The organism is Capnocytophaga sp. oral taxon 903 (assembly GCF_013394785.1).
GTDB classification, from domain to species: domain Bacteria; phylum Bacteroidota; class Bacteroidia; order Flavobacteriales; family Flavobacteriaceae; genus Capnocytophaga; species Capnocytophaga ochracea.
On record NZ_JABXYW010000002.1, the window covers coordinates 824,567 to 843,482 of the forward strand.

Sequence of the window (18,916 nt, forward strand, 5' to 3'; positions counted from 1 at the left end):
CTTTTCCTATCCCCTAAAACAAACTCAACTGTTCCACGGGCAGTAACTGAAATGTTTTGCGGTGGTGCTCAGTAGCACCGTGCTCGGCGATAGCCTTGCGATGTTCGGGGGTGGGATAACCTTTGTTTTGCTCCCAATGGTACTCAGGGAACTGCTGAGCAAGGTCTTCCATATAAGCATCGCGGTAGGTTTTCGCAAGTATCGAAGCCGCTGCGATGGTTTGTATTTTGCCGTCGCCTTTTACTATACAAGCGTAAGGTATTTTCTGGTAAGGCACAAACTTATTACCGTCTACCGCAATAAATTCTGGAGTTACTTTCAGCTGAGCAATAGCACGGTGCATAGCCGTGATAGAAGCGCGGAGGATATTCAGTTCGTCTATTTCGGCAGGGAGTACGTGACATACAGCATACGCTACTGCCTCGCGCTCGATGATAGGTCGCAGGAGGTTGCGCTGTTTTTCGGTGAGTTGTTTAGAGTCGGTGAGGAGGTCGTTTTTGAAGTCGGGGGGCAATATCACAGCTGCCGCCGTTACAGGACCCGCCAAACAGCCGCGCCCCGCCTCATCAGTACCCGCTTCTAAGGAAGAATGATAGAATAATTGCAACATAGGTAAGAGATAAGAGGTAAGAGATATAAGTAGTTGTAAAAAAGTGAAGAATATCTACTCCCTCCCCTTATAAAAAGCAATAAAAAACCCGACTTTAGGTAATAAATCGGGTTTTTCTTAATTTTATTTTTGTGTAATGAATCTCGAGTAGTAGCTTACATCAAATATTTCATTTGTCCCTGAAATTTCGTTGTAGGTAGCGACACTAATAACAGATAAGGCTATGATTCCTGCAAAAAACAGAACTTTTCTTTCTGAAAATATAGCACAATATACCAAATATACAACAGCAGGTACAAAAAGCAAATAAGGAAGTACTACCCTTATATTGTTGAGAAACAAAGCAGCTACCATTAAAATTAACAGAAAAGGAGCGTGCATAAGTAATAATCCCTTGCGGGTTTCCTCTTTACTTTTTCTTCTGAACAAAAAGTAAGAAACTGTTGCCGATAGTATCAGGAATACAACTAACATATAAGGTAGGTATCCGTTGAAGATAAATCCCGCTAAAATGTAAAGCGATACGACTATCAAGTTGTTTTTAAGAGTCTGTTTCATAATATGATTACTTTTAAGATTAGAGTACAAACCTATATAATAAGAACCAAACAAACAAATAATTAATAAAGTTTAACTTTTCATCTGAGTAAAAAACTAAAAACAATCACTGTGCCAAACTATTGTTTTTCTTTGTCCTATCACATATTTTTACCGTTTTTTCTGCAACTCTATTTTAAGGATAAGACAATTCTTACTTCTTACCTCTTACCTAAAATAAGCGTTGAGCAGTTGCCTCCAAAGCCAAAGGAGTTGGAAAGCACGTGCTGTATAGGTTTGTATTTCAGTTCGGTTTGTGGGCGGATGGGAACTTCTTCCATTGGAGTGCTGAAGTTGAGGTTAGGGAATACCACCCCGTGTTGTAAGGCTAACACACTAAATACCGCTTCTACTGCCGAAGCTACTGCCAAAGTATGTCCCGTAAAGGCTTTGGTAGAACTAAAATCAGGGATGTGCTCACCAAAGATACGCATTAAGGCGCGACTTTCGGAGAGATCGTTGTTTACGGTAGCGGTACCGTGTGCATTGATATAATCGATATCAGTAGGGGTTAATCCTGCTATTTGTAGGGCTTTTTGCATTGCTAAAAACGCACCTTCACCATCGGCGGAGGAGGCTGTTTGGTGATAAGCGTCATTGGCATTGCCCCACCCTTTGATTTCTGCTAATATAGTAGCCCCGCGTTGTAGGGCATTTTCTTCAGTTTCTAATACCAAAAAAGCACCTGCTTCCCCTAAGTTTAAACCCTTGCGATGTTGGTCGAAAGGAGTGCAGTCGGTATCAGAGAGAATCATCAGAGTATTAAAGCCGTTGATAGTAAATTTAGAGAGGGCATCGGCACCACCGGCAATGAGACAGTTGGCTCTGCCTGTACGAAGCAGGTTGATAGCTGTTATGATGGCATTTGCCGAAGAAGAGCAGGCAGTACTCACGCTGGTTACAACGCCTTTTATGCCTACATAATCGGCGATTTGGTGAGTTACCTCGCCTATGTTGTGAGTAGTGATATAGCGTCGCAGGGGTTCATCATCGCCATAGCGGAAGAAATAGTTTTCGGTCATATCCATACCGCCCACAGTAGAAGCCATAATAAGTCCGCTATGTGAGAGGTCTTTTGAGGTAAGACCAGCATTGGCAATCGCTTCTTGTAAGGCGATAATCCCCAAGAGAGAGGTGCGTGAATAGGCGTTCACTTCGGGTAATTGCAAAGCAGTAATAAGCTCAGCGTTCGTGCGTTTGATTTCGCCTACTTTGATGTGGTCGGCGTGAATGGTTGCTACATTTTCAATCTTGCTGATACCTGCTTGGCGATGGGTAAGGGCATAAAAATGCTCTCCGACAGTGTTACCTATCGAAGAGTTGATACCCATTCCCGTGATGACTACTTTTTTCGGCATCGCTATTTGGTGCGGTGAGCAGTGATGTAATCAGCCATTGTTTTCACCGATTGGAAGATTTCTTTTCCTTTTTTAGGGTCATCTAAGCGGATACCGTAATTCTTGTCGAGTAGTACGATAAGTTCGAGAGCATCGATAGAGTCGAGGGCTAAGCCTGTGCCAAAAAGGGGCTCGTTTTCATCGATATCCTCGGGGGTTAGTTCTTCTAAGTTGAGTACTTCAATAATCTTGTTCTTGAGTTCTAAAATAAGTGCGTCCATTATAAATAAGTTATTAGGGGGCAAAGATAGTGAAGAATTAGCAAATGAGCAAATTTCGGAAATTGGCAATTTTTACTAATCTATTAAAGTTGCTATGGCTCTATAATCGCCCTCTAAGAACTCTACCCACGCCATTAGCACATTTTCGGCTTTGCCTTGGGCTAATAGCGCTTGGCTATACTGTTGTAGGAAAGGTTCAGCTTGCTCGTAGCTATCGAATACAAAAAAACTGTTTTCGGTTTTCAACTGGTGGCGTATGCTTATCTCGCCTAAGCAGATGTTGGGTAGTGTGTAAACAAACACAGCGGGGCTGGGGTAATATTCCTGTGGGTTCGAGATAGTAGCTTGATGTTTAAGGTCGGTATCGAGGCTGGCAGAGCGATTAGCAAATACAAGGGCAACGCTATTTTTCTCCGACTGCGAAAACGGACGCAAGAGGACTTCGGCTGCTAAAAAAGCGAGCTTGCTGAGATTATCCATTTTGAAGAACTTAGGATAATCCATTTGCAGGGCTTTGAGGGCTTTTTTTGAGAAATCGACGAAAGAAGTACTTTTATCGGAGAAAAGCACAGAGTCGTTGAGAGTTATGGTATTATTTTCTATCGTACAAGTTTTCATATTTTAAGTGATACTATATAAGGGAGCTCCTATGAGTTCAAAATCTTTCTTATTCAAGGTATAGATACTCATATCATAATAAATAGCAGTAGCTCCTATCAGTGTGTCGGCAACTTTTGAATGAGGTTTTTGAAAAACAAGTTTCATTGCGACGTTACAAATATCATCGTTGATATTAATTACTGGAATGCTATTTATTACTGTTTTTAGCTTCATTCGCTTAGCCCTTTCAATACCCTCATAGAAAGCGAGCCAATTCATCAATTCAATATAAATAACAGGAGTAATGCATATATTTTGTATTCCTATAATTTCATCAATGGTTATCGTTATTTCTGCACTACTATTAAGAATATAACGGCTTATTACATTCGTATCGCAAATTACCTTTTTCATTTTATCGGATAGGGTCACAAGGAGAAATTAACCCTTTTTTATAAAGGTCGGCTCCCACTTTTTGGGCTTCTTTTATAAGAGTAGCTAGGTTTTCTTCTTGATGTGAGTCTTCTTTTTCTTCTTTTATAAGAGCAAAACCTATTTTTTTATTACCTACGTCTAAGGTAGTTTGCTTTTTTTTCTTTTCTAAAACATCTGTTCCCATAATATTCATTATTTTCTGCAAAGATATAAATATTTTGCTAATATACTAACGTGATTTGTAAACATTTCTTATGATATTTTGGAAATATCTAATCGTTAATCACTTTTATTGCTAATGCTGTGTTGCTTCCGCCAAAACCTGAGGCGGTTTTTAGGAGGTGTTTTACTTCTGTGTGTTGGGTTTGTTTTAGTACATTGATGGGCTGCGAAACGCCTAAGGTTTCATAATTTAGGCTCTTTAAGAGGATTTTATGGCGAGCAAATTCGATGGTGAGTACGGTTTCGAGCAAACCTGAAGTGCCTAAGGTATGACCGAAATAACCTTTGTAGCTGTTTAGCGGAGGAGACAAGAGTCCGGCGCGCATAAAAGCATTGCTCTCCATCTCGTCGTTATAAAGGGTACCGGTGCCGTGAGCGTTGATAAGGTCTATTTGTTCAGGGCGTAACTTTGCCTCATCGAGGGCGTTTAGGACGCTTAAATAAAGCCCTTCGCCTGTACGTGAAGGTCCTGAAATATGGTTGGCATCGTTGATAGAACTGCTACCCAAAAGTTGTGCTTTAGCGCCTGTTGCCTCACGGGTTACATAAGCGACTGCGGTAGCCTCGCCTAAGGTAATACCATCGCGTTGAGCATCATAAGGTCTGCAAGGTTGTGCACTCATCGCTTGAAAGGATTGAAAGCCCGAAAGCACAAATTCGCTTATCTCATCGCCTGCTAATACTATGGCACTATCGTAAGCATCGGCTTTTAGGAGTCTATCGGCTACCGAGAGTGCCATTGCTCCTGAGACACAAGCGTTGGAAACGACTATGGGAGTAGTGGTTACCCCTATGGCATTAGCCATTTTTTGAGCCAAAGTTGAAAGCAGAGGAGCGCTATCGCCATTGGCAAGCGCTGAAATATTGCCTTTGGTAGAGGAAAGGATAAGAGCGGTTCGAGGGGTGATTTTGATTTTATGAAAAATAGGTGCTATTGCCAAGAGCAGAAGCTTTTCTAAGCGTGAAAAGTCATTGCGTTCTACCACCTGCTGAAATCGGCTTTCGATAGCTCCGTCGCCAATCTTAGAAAGGCAAACATCGGTGAGCTGTCCGTACATAGGATAACGGGCAATAGCTGAGCGTTCGCGCAGTAACAAACGGGCGGTGGTGGGGAGGTCGAAGCCTAAAGGGGTTACTATATTATAATGCTGGATATACATTTTTGGTGGCAGGAGCCTTATAAACTTTTGATATAAAGTGCAAATATACGACGTAATTAGCAAATTAGCAAGTCGTAGCACGACAGGCATAGAAAATTAGCAAATTAGCAGATTAGAAAATTAGAAAATGGGTAGTGATAAAAATGGTTTTTGATAGGTATGACTTGTTGGACAAATCGGACTGGTTAGAGCTTCCGGAAGGAAACGGAAATTTTCAAAAGGAGACTAAGAGATCTTTTGGTAAAAAAAGAGTGTAAGAAGGGTGGGGTTAGCTTATAGAGAGCTTATAGGAAGCTTATACAAATCTTGGACGATTGGTATAGAAAGGGTATATAAGTGATTGACTCATAATATAATACAGAGATGCAAAAAATGGTAAAAACAGGGTTTCGAGGCGAAAGAAAAGAGAAGAGACACTAGGCCTTAGGCCATAGGCACTAGGGGGAGTATGACGGAAAATCAAAAGAAACCTCTCCCTAGCCCCCTCAATGAGGGGGAATGTGGAGACGGAAAAAGGGAAGAAATGACGAGGTACGAATGACAAATGACGAGGGGAATGTGGTGAAAATGTCTTCCTTTACACATACCCAGCTGTCGCTGGCTACCTTCGAAGGGGGAATTGTAGCAACGGGAAAGGGGAATGTAGGGACGGGAAAAGTATTGAGGGCTTTCCAAAAGAATGGGGATGTAGTGATGTTTTCTTCTGTTTGTCAATTATCGAAAATGAACTTTTTGCCATCTTCGGCTAAAAAGACGTTGTTAAAGACTTCTTGTGCTTCCTGCTTGAAGAGATTGACATCGGGATAGCGAGAGGAGTAGTGCCCTAAAATGAGGGCATCGGCGTGGGCATTCTTAGCTGTGAGTCCTGCTTGATAGGCGGTGGAGTGCATTGTTTTAACTGCGAGTTCTTCGTTTATCTTTAAAAAGGTAGATTCGTGATACACGACTCTTGCACCTTGTATTTCGGTAGCCAAAGCTTCGAAATAAAGAGTATCGCTACAATAGGCATAGCTTTGCGGACGGTGAGGGTCGAAGGTGAGCTCGGTATTGGCAATAGTTTTGCCGTTTTCTAATGTTATATCTTTGCCGTTTTTGATGTTCTGATAGTCGCACGTTTGTATCTCGGGATACTCAGCAATTGCGTCGATATTTAGGCGACGTTCGCCTTCTTTTTCTTGAAAGAGAAAACCATTGGTATAGACGCGGTGTTGCAACGGAATGGTACGCACGAGCACTTTGTCGTCTTCGTATAAGAGTTCGGAGGTTTTGGAAGATAGCTCGTGAAAATGCAAGGGGAAAGGGGTATAAGCGCCGCCGAGTTTGAGGATGAGCAAAACGGCTTCTTTGATGCCCTTAGGACCGTAGATGTGCATTTCGGCTTCGCGACCGAGGAGTTGGAAAGTAGAGATGAGTCCGAAGAGTCCGTAGAAATGGTCGCCGTGGAGGTGTGAGATGAAGATGTGCTTGATGCGGGAGAACTTAGCATTGGCATTGCGGAGGGCGATTTGGGTAGCCTCTCCACAATCGATGAGGAACAGATGACCGCGCATTTCGAGCAGTTGTGCCGAAGGGCGGGCATTGGAGCGAGGGGTCGCACTGTGACAACCTAAGATAGTTACTTCCATAAGTCGCGTTCTATTTCGTCGAGTTCAATAAGGTCGTACGCCTCTTGGAGGGTAGGAGCGATATGCAGGGTGAGTTCAAAATCTTCGAGCGCTAAGGCACGTTGCACCACCACCACTGATTTGTGATGTTGCTGATTGTGCTGTTGGGCAAAGACGACGAGCGGTTTGAGGTCTTTCTTTAGCCAGTGTTCCTCTTCGGGCAGGGTAATGATGATGTGCTGTTTTTTAAGAGTTTCGTTGGTATTAAAATCGGCTACCCAAGAGGGAAGTTGCGTTTTAGTGAGGGTAATTACAGTAGTTTCTTTCATTGAGTAAAATTATTTGCGCAAAGTTATGAATAATATTTAAAATACAAAATAATCTTTTCAAATAAATACTCTAGAAGGTCGTAGCACGAGCCGTAACACGACAGGCAATAAAAAACTTTGCCAAAATTTGAAACTTTGGCAAAGTTGTATAATATGTAGTTCGCACTAATTAATAATATCGAAGCCTGTGTATTTTCTGAGGACTTCGGGTACTACAATACCGTTGTGGGTTTGATAGTTTTCTAAAATACCGGCTAATACGCGCGGGAGGGCAAGTGAACTACCGTTGAGGGTATGTGCTAAGCGGTTTTTACCGTCGGCGTCCTTGAAACGCAATTTAAGACGGTTTGCTTGAAAGGTTTCGAAGTTAGACACTGAGCTTATCTCTAACCACTTTTCTTGAGCGGTGGAATATACCTCGAAATCGTAAGTAATCGCTGAGGTAAAGCCTAAATCGCCACCACAAAGGCGCAAGATATGGTAAGGGAGTTTCAACTCATTGAGAATGCCTTTTACGTGTTCTATCATTCCTTCGAGTGCTTTATAAGAGCGGTCGGGGTGTTCGATGCGTACAATCTCCACCTTGTCAAACTGATGCAAGCGGTTGAGTCCGCGTACGTGAGCACCATAGCTACCAGCTTCACGACGGAAGCAAGGTGTATAGGCGGTACAGCAGATAGGCAAATCGCTTTCGTTGAGCAAGGTATCGCGGAAAATATTAGTCACAGGCACCTCAGCGGTAGGAATAAGGTAGAGATTATCTACCCCTACGTGGTACATCTGTCCTTCTTTATCGGGTAACTGACCGGTGCCATAGCCTGAGGCTTCGTTTACTACGTGAGGCACTTGGTATTCGTTATAGCCTGCTTCGGTGTTCTTGTCGAGGAAGTAGGTAATGAGAGCGCGTTGCAGTTTTGCTCCTTTGCCTTTGTACACAGGAAAGCCTGCACCAGTGAGCTTTACGCCTAACTCGAAATCGATGAGGTCGTACTTCTTGGCGAGTTCCCAGTGAGGAAGAGCGTCTTTACCTAAATCAGGAATAGTACCCGCCTCGAATACCACTACATTGTCGGCTTCGGAAGTACCTTCGGGCACCAACTCATTAGGGATATTAGGGACGCGGTAGAGCAAATCGTTAAGCTCCTCTACGGTAGTGTTGAGAGTATCGGTAAGGGTTTTGATATCTTCTTTAAGGGTAGCAGTTTGCTCTTTAAGGGTATTAGCTTTATCGGTTTCACCTGCTTTGAAGAGGTTGCCTATTTCCTTAGAAAGGTTGTTGGATTTCGCCAGTGTTTCATCTAATGAAAGCTGAGTGCTACGGCGTTTTTCGTCTAAGGCGATAATATCGTCTATGAGAGACAACTCTTTAAAGTTGCGCTTTTTAAGACCGGTGAGCACGCGGTCTTTTTCTTCTCTAATAGTGTTTAGTTGTAACATATCTTTTCAATTAACAATTGACAATTGACAATTAACAAGGGAGTAGGAGGTTAATCTTTATCTTTATAATGTCCATAAGCTGACAAAATTTCTATGCGCTTTTTCTCTTCAAAAATCTCGTACATTAGTCTATGTTTTGCATCTATTCTACGAGACCAAACATCACTTTCTCCATAATGCCTAAGAGCTTCAGGATTTCCTACTCCACGAGTAGGATCTTGTGCTATCTCTTCTAAAAGTTCAGCAATTCTTTTAAGAATTTTTACCTGCTTTGCTTTTTTGTGTTTCTTAATATGCTTAAAATAAGTATCAGAGTAAGAAAGCTCATATAAAACTGCATCTTCTTCCATTATTCTAAAAGCATTTTACGCATTTGTTCTTTACTAACTTTTGTCTTTTTCTCAGCACGAGCCTTATCAACCATACTAAAGAACTCTTGCTCTGTCATTTCAGTATCATCTGTTACTTTTAGTATCTTAAATTTTAAACTTTTAAGTGCTAATTTAGCTTCTTCTAAGGATATTCCTTTAGGAGGTTCAATGGTTAAAGTTCCTGTTCTCATTTGTTATTATTTTTTAAGTGTTAGGATTTGACGTAAAATGTAATAAGTATTTTCAACTTTGCCAAAGTTTCGAGCCACACGGGCAAGAAACTTTGGTAAAGTGTGTGATACCTCAATTACAAAGCAGTTGCAAAGGCAAATAGACCAAAGACAATACCTGGTAAGTTCGCTAATAATATAGGATAGTCTCTTTTGGGTTTTTTGAAAAAGCCATATATCACCCATAACGAGCAGTTAATTGCTGCTACCAAAGGCTGTATAGGATTCCCCTTGTGTCCTGCAAGGTTATCACTGATTTGTGGTATGTATGACACATACATACTAATAGAGGCAGCCATTGCTACCCAACCTAAAATGTTAAAGAGTTTTCCGTTCTCCATATATAATTATTTTTTAAGTTTATATACTACGATAAATTTGTAAATAGATAATTGCTCGTGCGACTAACATCTAATTACTCCGTAGGTGATAAGAAAGCAGTTTTATCAGCAATTTTTTGAGCAAAGGAGGCTATGGAGTTCTCGCTAAGTTCTCGCATAAAATTATCTCTGAAAGGCTGTACGGAAGCGTGTAACGGACAGGGTTTCTCTGATGAACACTCTTTGAAGCCCATCGCACAGGCGATAAACTTATCGGCTTCACCTATTTGCTCTACAACAGTCATTAAAGGAGCTTGTTTTTCCTCATCGGAGAGCCAAAAGCCTCCCCCAGGACCTTTGTTGGAGCTAATTACCTTTTTGCGGGCTAAAGTTTGCAATATTTTTGCCAAAAAGGGCGTAGGAATATGTAGCGCTTCTGCCACGTCTTTGGGCGCTATTCTATGGCTTGCCGACGAGTGTATGGCAAGGTATATTACTGCATTGATGGCATACTTGCTGGAATTGGATAACATATTCGTTCGTTTTTTATTATGAGTTCTTATCTATTTGTCGACTGATGACTAATTTCTGTATTTCGGTTGTTCCCTCGCCTATGGTACATAATTTAGAATCACGGAAGAATTTTTCGACCGGAAAATCTTTCGTATAACCATAACCGCCGTGAATTTGAATGGCTTCGGTAGCTACGCGCACACATACTTCGGAGGCGTACATCTTTGCCATTGCACCTGATAGGGTTACGCGCTGACCGTTGTTCTTTTGGAAAGCCGATTTGTGCAAGAGCAGTTCGGAAGCTTCTATTTCGGTAGCCATATCGGCGAGTTTGAAACCAACGGCTTGTAGGTCGATGAGGCGTTTACCAAACTGCATACGTTCTTTGGCGTATTTGAGGGAGGCTTCGTAAGCGCCTTTGGCAATACCCAAAGAAAGAGCACCGATAGAAATACGTCCGCCGTCTAATATCTTCATTGCTTGAATAAAGCCATCGCCTACTTCACCCAAACGATTGGCATCGGGGATACGACAATCTTGAAATATCATTTCGGCGGTTTCGCTGGCGCGCATACCGAGTTTGTTTTCTTTTTTACCACTGCTAAAACCCTTCGTACCACGTTCCACTACAAAGGCTGTGATGGCGTGTTTGTTACCTTTTTCGCCGGTACGAGCAATGACTACGGCTATTTGTCCTGTTTTGCCGTGAGTAATAAAGTTTTTAGTACCGTTCAGTATCCACTCGTCGCCGTCTTTTACAGCCGTAGTAGCCATACCTCCGGAATCAGAACCGGTATTGTGTTCGGTAATGCCCCAAGCACCTATCCATTCACCTGAAGCCAATTTGGGCAACCAGCGTTGTTTTTGCTGTTCGCTACCAAAGCTAAGGATATGATTGGTACAAAGAGAGTTGTGAGCTGCTATTGAGAGCCCTATAGAAGGGTCGACTTTTGAGATTTCTTCCACAATCGCGATATAATCGTGGTAGTCGAGACCTGAGCCACCGTAGGCTTCGGGTACTAAAACGCCCATAAAGCCAAGTTCGCCTGCTTTGCGGAATACCTCCACAGGAAATTCCTGACTTTCGTCCCATTCCATCACGTGCGGACGGATATATTTTTCGGCAAACTCTTTAGCCGCATCGGCTACCATTCGTTGTGTTTCAGAATAGTTAAAATTCATTCGTTATATGCTTATTCTAATACCAAGGGGCAAAGATACAAAATAATTACGAATTACGAATTACGAATTACGATTTTTTTAATGAGGGGGTGAAAAGAAGAATGTTAATTGTTAGAGAAGTGTTATTGAATAAAAATGGTGTATAGTAGCAATAAGATTGAAGAAAAAATGTTAAAGTTTGTTATATGGTAGATTTTTTTTCAGTATTAAACAAGGAAAATACTTTTAGGTACTTTATACTATAAAACATATTAATCAGTTGTAAAACAAACAAATAAATGTTTTACGCTTTCTGAAGAACAAGCGAACCTCAACCGAAGGTAAAGCGAAGCTAAGACGAACCTAAGACGAAGGAAAGACGAAGGAAGGGCGTTAGTTAGTTGAATTTCAATTGGTAAAAAGAGGGAATTTACTTATTGAAAAAAAAGTGTTAAAGGAGAACGATTTTCTTTTTAATTATCTTGAAGGCTACTGTTCGATATAGAGATACAACTGCAATCGGGCGATACGTTGTTTATCAAAACCCTCTATTTGTAAAAGGTCGTCGAAGGATTTGAGCGTACCGAGCTCGGAACGCAAGCCTACAATCTTCTTGCCTTCTCCGTATTTCACATAAGGAATTTTGCTGAGTTCGTACATATTGAGAGTATTGATGTCCTTCTTCTCTATCACGGGTGTTGTTTGTACCTCAAAGCGCTCGGCTACTCGTTCGTACACTTCCTTTTCGAGTCCGTAGACTTCTGCCACTTGGCTGATATAGGTAAAGCCGTGCAACTTGTTGCGGTATTTCAAGATGCGATTGGAAAAGCCTTCGCCTATACCGTAGATTTTCATCAGTTCTTCGGCAGTTGCGGTGTTGATATCTTGTTTGGGAAAGTGTTTTTGGGGGTATTTTTCATAGACATAAGAAGAAGTTCTGCGGTTTTTCACCCATTCGGGGAACTTAAAAGAAGGGGCTATTTTGTGCAGAAGACTATCAGGCACACCGGTTACTTGTTGGAACTCTTCGGCAGAATTGACATACTTATTTTGTGCGCGAAAAGCTTGCAAGCGGTCGATTTGCTCTGGAGTGAGTCCGAGTTTGAAGCCTTTGTAGTCTGTAATAAAATTGGGATTGAAGGGGTAAATGGTATCTTTTTTAGGCAAGGAAACAAGAGCTCTTAGCGAGTCCATCTCCCGTTGAAGTACAGTAGTTTCAGTAGGGACGAAAGTGCGATTAAAGCTGAGATTACGAAAGGCGAATTGTAGTGCTATGATGAGCAATAGCAAAAAAAGGACACCTCGGGTTTGTTGGCGGTTCATCGGTTTTAGGAGATAGGGGTTGGAGAATTAGAGTCGTTGTTTGAGAGCTTCGTACAAGAAAACAGCACAAGCTACCGAAACGTTTAGCGAACTAATATCGCCTACCATTGGCAATTTGGCTTTGCTATCTACTACTTTGAGTACTGCTGGCGATACCCCGACATCTTCCGCCCCCATAACAATAGCGGTAGGTACCGTAAAGTCTTCGGCGTATAGCAATTGGCTAGTCTTTTCGGTCGCTGCCACTACCCTAATGCCACTGCCTTGCAGGTAGTAGACCGCATCTACAAGGTTTTCGACCTTGCAAATAGGCACGCGAAACACAGCCCCAGCCGAGGTTTTGACAGTATCGGCGGTGATGCTTACACTGCCACGCTTAGGGATGATAATCCCCGAAACGCCTGTACACTCTGCCGTGCGGATAATCGCGCCAAAGTTGCGCACATCAGAAAGGTGGTCTAACACGAGGAAAAGTGGTGTCGCTCCGCTTTCGGTAACTGAGATTACCAAATCCTCAAAATTGTGATAATCTACGGGGGAGAGGTTCGCCACTACCCCTTGGTGGTTTTTCTTGGTAAGGCGGTTCAGTTTCTCAACGGGCACATACTGCACGGGCACTTGGGCTTCTTGCAGTAGAGGCATTAGCTCTCTAAACAAACTACCTTGTAAGCCTTTTTGCAAGAAGACTTTATCGATGGTTTTGCCTGCTTTAAGGGCTTCTATCAGGGCACGAATGCCGTATATTTGGGTTTCTTGCTGCATCTTTCAAGATGAGGCTTGCGCCTCAGAAATTTTACAAATCTTTTTCAAAATCAAACAAAGAATGATTGAGGGGACAAAGGTAGTGTATAATTAGCAAATGAGCAAATTTGGTCATTTGCTAATTAGTAGCGAACCAAAGCTGATATCACAAAAACGATGGGGAGGTTTATAACCATTTGATTATAAACCTCCCCTTATTCACATACTCACCTGCGCCAGCTCGCTGACTTCCTCAAAGAGGGGGAATTGTAGTGACTAAAAGTGACAACCAAGCTTTTTATGATACCTTATAGAGTGCTACTACGCATTGGCTAATTTACTCATTTTTAAATTTGCTAACTTCTTTGATGTCTTTCCTCTTGGAATAAGCTACGGGCTTCGCATAGCCGATGCGCAAGAGGATTTGTGGATAGGCTTTTGCTATGGGTAAATCGGCTTGCAGTTGCGCACGGAGTTCGGGCACTTCACACGGTTGATTGAGGTAAGCATTGGCGATGCCTGCTTCGGTAAGGACGAGCAAAAAACGTTCTAATAAACGACCTGTATTTATCCAGGTGCGGATATCGTCTTTCTCAGAAGTGATAAGCACTATATCGGAGGAAGATTGTATCTTCTTCAAGTCGGTTTTGTTTTGCTTATCGGCTTTTAGTGATGCCTTTACAATGGGCTCGGTTACCCAACGAGGGAGATTGGGAGCGCCGAGCACTGCGTAACTGAGTCCGTCGTGAGTGCTTTCAGAATGCTTTTTGTTGAAGCGTATCCACGAGAGGAGTTCGTTCTTGAAAGCGGGGTCAGCCATTTGCACGGCATTGCCTTGCATTACTGCTTCGGTGAGTGTTGCAAAAAGCGGAGAACCATTGGCGAAAGTGTAGAGCTTTGCCCCTGTATCGTCCATAGCTTTGCTTACTAAACTTTGGAGTAAAGAAGCGTCGATGCGTTTGCCGTCGTATACCGAACGGTTGGTTTGGCGTTTAGGAATGACAGCGGCTAAGGAACTGGGAGTTACATCTTCTCGTTTTTGCAAAAGCACGGTGATGACACCTTCGCTGGTGAGTTGTACCTGGGTGTGATAGTGCAATTCGGTGGCTTTTAGGCAAAGGTTTTCCAGAGCACAGCCCAAGCTCATAAACAGTTCGCGGTGTTTACCGTCTACGGCAGGGAGCGCTTTGGTAAAATCGGGCGTAATAATGATGCGGTTGTTCTCAACAGTGAAGAACCAAGGTTGAGAATTGTGACCTGAAGGGGCTTGTGTAGCCGCAGTGACCAATGTGAGGAGGTCAGGATTTTGACCGTTGGACTTTAAGGCAGTCAACGTCATAAGAAGTGTGATACTAAACATTTTTAAGTTCATTTTTAAGTTGTTTTTGTTTTACAGTGCAAAGTAACGGTGAAAAAGCGATGAAAAAATGAACTTGGGTTAAGAAATGCGTGAATGGCAATGAGAGAATTAGAAAATGAGGTGCGAGCCGCACAGGCAAAAACTTTGGCAAAGTGTATACCCCTAAAAGTGACATATCTGAACTATCGAAAGGAAACGGAATTTTTCAGAAGGAGGCTAAGGGGGTTTTTGGTGAAAAAAGGCTGTTAGGAGGGTGGGGTTAGCTTATAGAGAGCTTATACGAAGCTTATACGAATCTTGGACGATTGGTATAGAAAGGGTATATAAGTTGTTGATAGTGAATAGTTAAAAGTGAGTGGTTAGAGGATGAAAAGTGAGAAGAAAATCGAAAGAAATCGGTATTTATAAATAAAGAATATTCATAAGAAGTAAATGGATTAAAAAAAGCTGCTCCAATTATAGAAGCAGCTTTTTTGTTAATTGTTCATTATGAATTGTTCATTAAATTAAACCACGCCTTGATCGAGCATCGCGTGCGCTACTTTCATAAAGCCTGCGATGTTAGCACCTTTTACGTAGTTAATATAACCATCTTCCTGACCATATTTGAGGCAAGCGTTGTGGATAGACTCCATAATTTGGTGTAACTTAGCATCAACTTCTTCAGCTCTCCACGCGAGGTGCGCTGCATTTTGAGTCATTTCAAGACCTGAAGTAGCCACCCCTCCTGCATTCACTGCTTTACCTGGGGCAAAAGGCAATTTAGCATCTTGGAACACTTTGATAGCCTCAGGAGTACAACCCATATTCGATACTTCGGCTACGAGTTTTACACCATTTTTGATAAGCATTTGAGCATCATTGCCATCTAATTCGTTTTGGAATGCACAAGGCAAGGCAATATCGCAAGGGATAGTCCACGCTTTTTTACCTGCGGTAAACTTACTTTCTTTAGCAAATTTTTCGGCAAAAGGAGCTACAATATTGCGGTTAGAAGCACGAAGCTCCAATAAGTAGTTAATCATTTCGTGAGTCATACCATTGGGTACTTCTACACAACCATCGGGGCCTGAAAGTCCGATAACTTTGGCACCCAACTGAGTTGCTTTTTGTGAAGCACCCCACGCTACGTTACCAAAGCCTGATACTACTACGCGTTGTCCTTTGATATCTCTGCCAAGTTTTTTAAGCATATGGTCTACAAAGTAGAGTGCACCATAACCTGTAGCTTCTGGGCGAATGAGCGAACCTCCCCAGTTGATACCTTTACCAGTGAGTACCCCAGTGTTATACTCGTGGGCTAATTTTTTGTACATACCGTACATATAGCCTATTTCACGTCCGCCTACACCCACGTCGCCAGCAGGCACGTCGGTATCAGGGCCTATGTATTTCCAAAGTTCAAGCATAAAGGCTTGGCAGAAACGCATAATTTCGGCATCGGATTTACCGGTAGGGTCGAAGTCAGAACCCCCTTTAGCACCTCCCATAGGCAGGGTAGTGAGTGCGTTTTTGAAAGTTTGTTCAAAACCGAGGAATTTAAGCATTGAAGGGTTTACAGCTTTGTGGAAGCGGATACCGCCTTTATAAGGACCTATGGCAGCGTTGAACTGCACGCGGTAACCGAGGTTGCTTTGCACTTCGCCTTTATCATCAACCCAATCCACGCGGAAGGTATGAATGCGGTCGGGCTCTACGATGCGTTCTATAATTTTAGCTTTGGCAAATTCGGGGTGCTGGTTATACACCTCTTGTACTGATTCAAGCACTTCGTGTACTGCTTGCAAGTACTCTTTTTCTCCTGGGTGTTTTGCCTCTAAGGAGGTCATTATTTTTTTTACGTCCATAATATATTTAATTAGTTATGAATTATGTGTTAATGAATTATTTAGTTACGCAAATATATTAATGAGCGACAAAAGTAGTTAATATTATTGAAATGCACAAAGAAAACGAAAGAAATTTTTATTAAAAAGATTTATTTTCAAAAGAAAATGAAGTTTTACCTCACATATAAAAAGCCTTTTTGTTGTTCTTCTTTTCCGTGCTTGCTGTAACAAACGATATAGAAATAAGTGCCGTGAAGAGCTTTGTTATTCCCTATAAAACCTTTGGTATTGGCATAACCTCTAAAATAATCGCCTTTTTTGCCATAATGCTCGTTTTCATATACTTTTAACCCCATTTGACCAAAGATGAGGAGATGAATAGGACTATTAGCTTCTGCTCCTTCTGGCAATTAGTAGTTAAAGAAAAACTCCCCCTACTTGATAGTAAGAGGAGTTTTAACTATGTCATTTAAATATATAAATTACAAAGCTACGCGTTTAAAAGCAGTAATCTCTACATTTTTAGATTTTACAAAATCGGATACTTTTTTGCTTTCATCGTAGATGTACACTTGGTCGAGGAGAGCTTTCTCTTGGTCGAGGGTAGTGTTATCGGAGATGAAGCGTTGTATCTTACCAGGAAGGATTTTATCCCAAATTTGTTCTGGTTTACCTTCAGCTTTCAATTCAGCTTTAGCATCGGCTTCAGCTTTAGCTAATACTTCAGGAGTGAGTTGTGCTTGTGAAACGTATTGAGGTACGTGTTTGAGCGGTTTGCCCAAGCGGTGTAACTCTTCGTTTTCTTTTTCGATAATTGCGATGCGTGCTTCAGTTTCTTTAGCGATGTACTCAGGAGAGAAATCTTTGTAAGAAAGGGTTTCAGCACCCATAGCAGCGATTTGCATCGCCAAGTTTTTACCTACTTCAGTAGCATCGGCGACAGCTGCTGATAAGCCTACGATTGCAGCGATTTTGTTACCGTGGTGAATATAAGAACCTACAAAAGGCGCTTCTACTTTTTCGAAAGCCCCGAGTTCTATTTTCTCACCGATAACGCCTGTTTGTTCGAGGAGTTTTTCGGCTACGGTAATACCTTTGTAGTTAAGGGCAAGAAGTTCGTCTTTGCTATTTACAGTAAGAGCGAGATCAGCTAAATCTTTAGCGAGCGCTACGAAATCGGCGTTTTTAGCTACGAAGTCGGTCTCACAGTTGAGAGAGATGATAGCACCTACAGTGTGGTTAGCATTCACTTGTGCGATAGCAGCCCCTTCTTTAGAATCGCGGTCAGCGCGTTTAGCAGCTACTTTCTGACCTTTTTTGCGCAATACTTCGATTGCTTTATCGAAATCGCCTTCGGCTTCGATGAGGGCAGCTTTACAGTCCATCATACCTGCGCCGGTAGCTTGGCGGAGTTTATTTACGTCTGCGGCGGTAATATTTGCCATTTTTATTAATGTTTAATGATTAGTGATTAATGATTAATTCAATGTTTAAATGATTAATGGCTAAACGCTATTAACCATTAATCATTTAAGTATTAATCATTGCTTTCAGCTTCTTTATTAGCTTCGGCTGTTCTACCTGAAAGACCTTCGTTTACAGCTTCGGTGATGTAAGAAAGTACTTTTTCGATAGCTTTAGAAGCGTCGTCGTTAGCAGGGATAGCAAAATCCACCTCACGAGGGTCGGAGTTTGTATCTACCATTGCGAAAATAGGAATGTTTAATTTTTGCGCTTCTCTTACAGCGATGTGTTCACGGAGTGTATCTACTACAAATAGAGCACCAGGGAGGCGAGACATATCGGCGATAGACCCTAAATTCTTTTCGAGTTTTTCGCGCATACGTTCTACGTGTAGTTTTTCACGTTTTGAAAGGGTATCGAAAGTACCGTCTTTTTTCATTTTGTCGATAGACGACATTTTCTTTACAGCCTTACGGATCGTTACAAAGTTAGTAAGCATACCACCAGGCCAACGCTCGGTGATGTAAGGCATTTTTACTGAAGTTGCTTTTTCGGCAACTACGTCTTTTGCTTGTTTTTTAGTAGCCACGAAAAGCACTTTTTTGCCAGAGGCTACGATTTTTTTGAGGGCTTCAGCAGCCTCTTCAATTTTAGCAGCGGTTTTGTACAAGTTGATTACGTGGATACCGTTGCGTTCCATATAGATGTAGGGAGCCATATTAGGATTCCATTTGCGGGTAAGGTGACCGAAATGTACGCCTGCATCTAATAAATCTTTAATTTCTATGTTATTTGCCATTTCTTTTTAAATAGTTTACGTTCCTACTATTAGCAATAGCTTGGAGAGGTTTTGTAAATTTTAAAATAACCGCCTGAGCCATTTGGATGCTAAACTAAGGAGCAAATTGTTTTTTTAGGTAAGAGATAAGAGGTAAGAGATAAGAATAAACATTCATTTTTAACTCTTTTCCTTTAACTATTAAATATTCACT

22 protein-coding genes and 1 pseudogene are annotated in these 18,916 nt (G+C 41.9%); all 23 read right to left on the bottom strand.

Features of this window, described 5'->3' with window-relative positions; translation table 11 throughout:
- Positions 1 to 13: 13 nt before the first annotated feature.
- The gene (locus HW279_RS03410; protein WP_178957967.1) at positions 14 to 610 is read right to left on the bottom strand and encodes a ribonuclease HII; all 597 of its coding nucleotides are present in this window, start codon (positions 608 to 610) and stop codon (positions 14 to 16) included.
- A 123-nt stretch (positions 611 to 733) separates the two neighbouring features.
- On the bottom strand, positions 734 to 1,168 hold the full coding sequence (locus tag HW279_RS03415; protein WP_178957968.1) for a hypothetical protein: 435 nt from the start codon (positions 1,166 to 1,168) through the stop codon (positions 734 to 736).
- A 200-nt stretch (positions 1,169 to 1,368) separates the two neighbouring features.
- The gene (locus tag HW279_RS03420) at positions 1,369 to 2,565 is read right to left on the bottom strand and encodes a beta-ketoacyl-[acyl-carrier-protein] synthase family protein (protein WP_178957969.1); all 1,197 of its coding nucleotides are present in this window, start codon (positions 2,563 to 2,565) and stop codon (positions 1,369 to 1,371) included.
- Between the two features lie 2 nt (positions 2,566 to 2,567).
- Positions 2,568 to 2,825: a phosphopantetheine-binding protein gene (locus HW279_RS03425; RefSeq protein WP_178957970.1), complete on the bottom strand. Its 258-nt coding sequence runs from the start codon at positions 2,823 to 2,825 to the stop codon at positions 2,568 to 2,570.
- A 75-nt stretch (positions 2,826 to 2,900) separates the two neighbouring features.
- Entirely contained in the window at positions 2,901 to 3,443 is a 543-nt protein-coding gene (locus HW279_RS03430) for a 3-oxoacyl-ACP synthase (RefSeq protein WP_178957971.1), read from the bottom strand.
- Between the two features lie 3 nt (positions 3,444 to 3,446).
- Positions 3,447 to 3,857: a type II toxin-antitoxin system VapC family toxin gene (locus HW279_RS03435; RefSeq protein WP_317165710.1), complete on the bottom strand. Its 411-nt coding sequence runs from the start codon at positions 3,855 to 3,857 to the stop codon at positions 3,447 to 3,449.
- A complete protein-coding gene (locus tag HW279_RS03440) occupies positions 3,841 to 4,044 on the bottom strand; it encodes a 3-phosphoshikimate 1-carboxyvinyltransferase (protein WP_255493794.1) in 204 nt (67 codons plus the stop codon). The genes HW279_RS03435 and HW279_RS03440 overlap by 17 nt, the downstream gene beginning before the upstream one ends.
- An 88-nt stretch (positions 4,045 to 4,132) precedes the next feature.
- A complete protein-coding gene (locus HW279_RS03445; RefSeq protein ID WP_178957973.1) occupies positions 4,133 to 5,242 on the bottom strand; it encodes a beta-ketoacyl synthase N-terminal-like domain-containing protein in 1,110 nt (369 codons plus the stop codon).
- Between the two features lie 710 nt (positions 5,243 to 5,952).
- Positions 5,953 to 6,867 (bottom strand): ribonuclease Z, encoded by a 915-nt coding sequence (locus HW279_RS03450; RefSeq protein ID WP_178957974.1) that lies wholly within the window; start codon positions 6,865 to 6,867, stop codon positions 5,953 to 5,955.
- A complete protein-coding gene (locus HW279_RS03455) occupies positions 6,858 to 7,175 on the bottom strand; it encodes a hypothetical protein (RefSeq protein ID WP_111972128.1) in 318 nt (105 codons plus the stop codon). Before HW279_RS03455 ends, HW279_RS03450 begins: the two co-directional genes overlap by 10 nt.
- Before the next feature lie 165 nt (positions 7,176 to 7,340).
- Positions 7,341 to 8,612, bottom strand: coding sequence for a serine--tRNA ligase (gene serS, locus HW279_RS03460; RefSeq protein ID WP_178957975.1), 1,272 nt, complete (start codon positions 8,610 to 8,612; stop codon positions 7,341 to 7,343).
- Positions 8,613 to 8,662: 50 nt separating this feature from the next.
- Positions 8,663 to 8,962, bottom strand: a complete 300-nt coding sequence (locus tag HW279_RS03465; RefSeq protein WP_009422408.1) for a Txe/YoeB family addiction module toxin — start codon at positions 8,960 to 8,962, stop codon at positions 8,663 to 8,665.
- Positions 8,962 to 9,174 (bottom strand): hypothetical protein, encoded by a 213-nt coding sequence (locus HW279_RS03470; protein WP_009422414.1) that lies wholly within the window; start codon positions 9,172 to 9,174, stop codon positions 8,962 to 8,964. The genes HW279_RS03465 and HW279_RS03470 overlap by 1 nt, the downstream gene beginning before the upstream one ends.
- A gap of 116 nt (positions 9,175 to 9,290) precedes the next feature.
- A complete protein-coding gene (locus tag HW279_RS03475; RefSeq protein ID WP_009412761.1) occupies positions 9,291 to 9,554 on the bottom strand; it encodes a SemiSWEET family transporter in 264 nt (87 codons plus the stop codon).
- Positions 9,555 to 9,628: 74 nt separating this feature from the next.
- Entirely contained in the window at positions 9,629 to 10,066 is a 438-nt protein-coding gene (locus HW279_RS03480) for an RrF2 family transcriptional regulator (RefSeq protein ID WP_009419476.1), read from the bottom strand.
- 16 nt (positions 10,067 to 10,082) lie between these two features.
- On the bottom strand, positions 10,083 to 11,228 hold the full coding sequence (locus HW279_RS03485; protein WP_015781992.1) for an acyl-CoA dehydrogenase family protein: 1,146 nt from the start codon (positions 11,226 to 11,228) through the stop codon (positions 10,083 to 10,085).
- A 468-nt stretch (positions 11,229 to 11,696) separates the two neighbouring features.
- Positions 11,697 to 12,530, bottom strand: coding sequence for a helix-hairpin-helix domain-containing protein (locus tag HW279_RS03490; RefSeq protein ID WP_178957976.1), 834 nt, complete (start codon positions 12,528 to 12,530; stop codon positions 11,697 to 11,699).
- A gap of 27 nt (positions 12,531 to 12,557) precedes the next feature.
- Positions 12,558 to 13,292, bottom strand: a complete 735-nt coding sequence (gene rlmB / locus HW279_RS03495; RefSeq protein WP_178957977.1) for a 23S rRNA (guanosine(2251)-2'-O)-methyltransferase RlmB — start codon at positions 13,290 to 13,292, stop codon at positions 12,558 to 12,560.
- Positions 13,293 to 13,608: 316 nt separating this feature from the next.
- Positions 13,609 to 14,643, bottom strand: coding sequence for an Acg family FMN-binding oxidoreductase (locus HW279_RS03500; protein WP_178957978.1), 1,035 nt, complete (start codon positions 14,641 to 14,643; stop codon positions 13,609 to 13,611).
- A 494-nt stretch (positions 14,644 to 15,137) separates the two neighbouring features.
- Positions 15,138 to 16,478, bottom strand: a complete 1,341-nt coding sequence (gdhA, locus tag HW279_RS03505) for an NADP-specific glutamate dehydrogenase (protein WP_015781988.1) — start codon at positions 16,476 to 16,478, stop codon at positions 15,138 to 15,140.
- 155 nt (positions 16,479 to 16,633) lie between these two features.
- Positions 16,634 to 16,864: pseudogene (locus tag HW279_RS03510) on the bottom strand (gliding motility-associated C-terminal domain-containing protein); the annotation flags it as partial.
- A gap of 78 nt (positions 16,865 to 16,942) precedes the next feature.
- Positions 16,943 to 17,905, bottom strand: coding sequence for a translation elongation factor Ts (gene tsf, locus HW279_RS03515; protein WP_178957979.1), 963 nt, complete (start codon positions 17,903 to 17,905; stop codon positions 16,943 to 16,945).
- Between the two features lie 92 nt (positions 17,906 to 17,997).
- Positions 17,998 to 18,723: a 30S ribosomal protein S2 gene (gene rpsB, locus HW279_RS03520; RefSeq protein ID WP_009410960.1), complete on the bottom strand. Its 726-nt coding sequence runs from the start codon at positions 18,721 to 18,723 to the stop codon at positions 17,998 to 18,000.
- Positions 18,724 to 18,916: the final 193 nt, after the last annotated feature.

What these genes read in the sequence shown, in the direction of transcription:
- HW279_RS03410 (WP_178957967.1), bottom strand. Translation starts at nt 610, where the DNA reads ATGTTGCAATTATTCTATCATTCTTCCTTAGAAGCGGGTACTGATGAG.
- HW279_RS03415 (WP_178957968.1), bottom strand. Translation starts at nt 1,168, where the DNA reads ATGAAACAGACTCTTAAAAACAACTTGATAGTCGTATCGCTTTACATT.
- HW279_RS03420 (WP_178957969.1), bottom strand. Translation starts at nt 2,565, where the DNA reads ATGCCGAAAAAAGTAGTCATCACGGGAATGGGTATCAACTCTTCGATA.
- HW279_RS03425 (WP_178957970.1), bottom strand. Translation starts at nt 2,825, where the DNA reads ATGGACGCACTTATTTTAGAACTCAAGAACAAGATTATTGAAGTACTC.
- HW279_RS03430 (WP_178957971.1), bottom strand. Translation starts at nt 3,443, where the DNA reads ATGAAAACTTGTACGATAGAAAATAATACCATAACTCTCAACGACTCT.
- HW279_RS03440 (WP_255493794.1), bottom strand. Translation starts at nt 4,044, where the DNA reads ATGGGAACAGATGTTTTAGAAAAGAAAAAAAAGCAAACTACCTTAGAC.
- HW279_RS03445 (WP_178957973.1), bottom strand. Translation starts at nt 5,242, where the DNA reads ATGTATATCCAGCATTATAATATAGTAACCCCTTTAGGCTTCGACCTC.
- HW279_RS03450 (WP_178957974.1), bottom strand. Translation starts at nt 6,867, where the DNA reads ATGGAAGTAACTATCTTAGGTTGTCACAGTGCGACCCCTCGCTCCAAT.
- HW279_RS03455 (WP_111972128.1), bottom strand. Translation starts at nt 7,175, where the DNA reads ATGAAAGAAACTACTGTAATTACCCTCACTAAAACGCAACTTCCCTCT.
- serS (WP_178957975.1), bottom strand. Translation starts at nt 8,612, where the DNA reads ATGTTACAACTAAACACTATTAGAGAAGAAAAAGACCGCGTGCTCACC.
- HW279_RS03465 (WP_009422408.1), bottom strand. Translation starts at nt 8,962, where the DNA reads ATGGAAGAAGATGCAGTTTTATATGAGCTTTCTTACTCTGATACTTAT.
- HW279_RS03470 (WP_009422414.1), bottom strand. Translation starts at nt 9,174, where the DNA reads ATGAGAACAGGAACTTTAACCATTGAACCTCCTAAAGGAATATCCTTA.
- HW279_RS03475 (WP_009412761.1), bottom strand. Translation starts at nt 9,554, where the DNA reads ATGGAGAACGGAAAACTCTTTAACATTTTAGGTTGGGTAGCAATGGCT.
- HW279_RS03480 (WP_009419476.1), bottom strand. Translation starts at nt 10,066, where the DNA reads ATGTTATCCAATTCCAGCAAGTATGCCATCAATGCAGTAATATACCTT.
- HW279_RS03485 (WP_015781992.1), bottom strand. Translation starts at nt 11,228, where the DNA reads ATGAATTTTAACTATTCTGAAACACAACGAATGGTAGCCGATGCGGCT.
- HW279_RS03490 (WP_178957976.1), bottom strand. Translation starts at nt 12,530, where the DNA reads ATGAACCGCCAACAAACCCGAGGTGTCCTTTTTTTGCTATTGCTCATC.
- rlmB (WP_178957977.1), bottom strand. Translation starts at nt 13,292, where the DNA reads ATGCAGCAAGAAACCCAAATATACGGCATTCGTGCCCTGATAGAAGCC.
- HW279_RS03500 (WP_178957978.1), bottom strand. Translation starts at nt 14,643, where the DNA reads ATGAACTTAAAAATGTTTAGTATCACACTTCTTATGACGTTGACTGCC.
- gdhA (WP_015781988.1), bottom strand. Translation starts at nt 16,478, where the DNA reads ATGGACGTAAAAAAAATAATGACCTCCTTAGAGGCAAAACACCCAGGA.
- tsf (WP_178957979.1), bottom strand. Translation starts at nt 17,905, where the DNA reads ATGGCAAATATTACCGCCGCAGACGTAAATAAACTCCGCCAAGCTACC.
- rpsB (WP_009410960.1), bottom strand. Translation starts at nt 18,723, where the DNA reads ATGGCAAATAACATAGAAATTAAAGATTTATTAGATGCAGGCGTACAT.